This window comes from Microcoleus sp. D2_18a_B4 (assembly GCF_036702475.1).
Taxonomy (GTDB): Bacteria; Cyanobacteriota; Cyanobacteriia; order Cyanobacteriales; family Microcoleaceae; genus Microcoleus.
In genome coordinates this window covers 1-1,077 of record NZ_JAUBTL010000153.1, presented here as the reverse complement: position 1 = coordinate 1,077, position 1,077 = coordinate 1, and the positions used below count along the sequence as shown (strand labels likewise).

Here is a 1,077-nt window from a genome sequence, read left to right as displayed (position 1 = left end):
TATCAATCAAATGTAAAGTAATAAACGGAGTTTTCTTTGTTCCAGACCCCAGACGTATCTTACGGTCTCGCCATCCATAACTATCTGTAAACACTGGCTCTACTTTGATTCCTGCTCCTTTCTTTATTCTCGTAATAAAGTTAACTTTTTGCTCAATTAATCTTAACCAAAAACTACAATGATAAAATCCTCTATCTAATAATAGCAACGTTTTTTCGGTGACTAAATTTAGGATGTTTTCTTCAAGTATTATATCAGATTTTTTCGCATTTTCGGTCAACCAAATTTCTACTGGTAGTCGATTTAATCGCATCAATTACTGTACTTGTTTTTCCCGCCACTTGTCCGATCTTAGTCTCTTCTCAACTTGATAATTTCCGAAACAAGGCCTCTAATATTGAACTATCTATAATCCAAATTGGCTCAAATTTTGTTAATGTAAACTGAATACTTTCTGGTAATGTTCGTTAATTTCTGCTTGGCCAATTTGTTCTTAACCTTGGCAATAAGTCTTTAAATACTTGTTCAAATAGCTCGGCAGGAAAGGTGAAAAATATTTGTGAGAGTGCTTGTTGGCTGACTTTGGTGGGATTACACCACAGAAAACCATCTCTAGTTAACATTCTAGTCAGTTCTCTTACCCCTGCTACATCTCGCCATAGAACCGGTTAACACCGCAGCCATCATCAGGGGCAAGTTGAGAATGCGGTCTCTGATCCCCTGTTGACGGTAGGAATTTTTCTGGTTGAGCATGGCTGGTGTCAGTAATGCTTCGAGTTGTTGGGCAATTACTTCATCCTCTATCATTGGCCGTTGTTTCTTCTTGGCGTGATCTCGATTTGTAGTTCTAGTCTTGGTCATGGCCCGTCTCCATCCCCCAATTACTTACCTGTTATGAGTTTCATCCATTTTTTACTTAATGTAAATACCCTATTGACAATTTACTCATTACCTTAACTTGTCTACTAATGAAAGTAGAGCAAGTGTTTACAGATAGTTATGGATGGCGAGACCGTAAGATACGTCTGGGGTCTGGAACAAAGAGAACTCCGTTTATTACTTTACGTTTGATTGATG

1 pseudogene is annotated in these 1,077 nt (G+C 38.0%); it reads right to left on the bottom strand.

The annotated features are described in order from the left end of the window. A pseudogene (locus QUB04_RS32440) lies at positions 1-807 on the bottom strand (transposase); the annotation flags it as partial. Between the last annotated feature and the right edge of the window lie 270 nt (positions 808-1,077).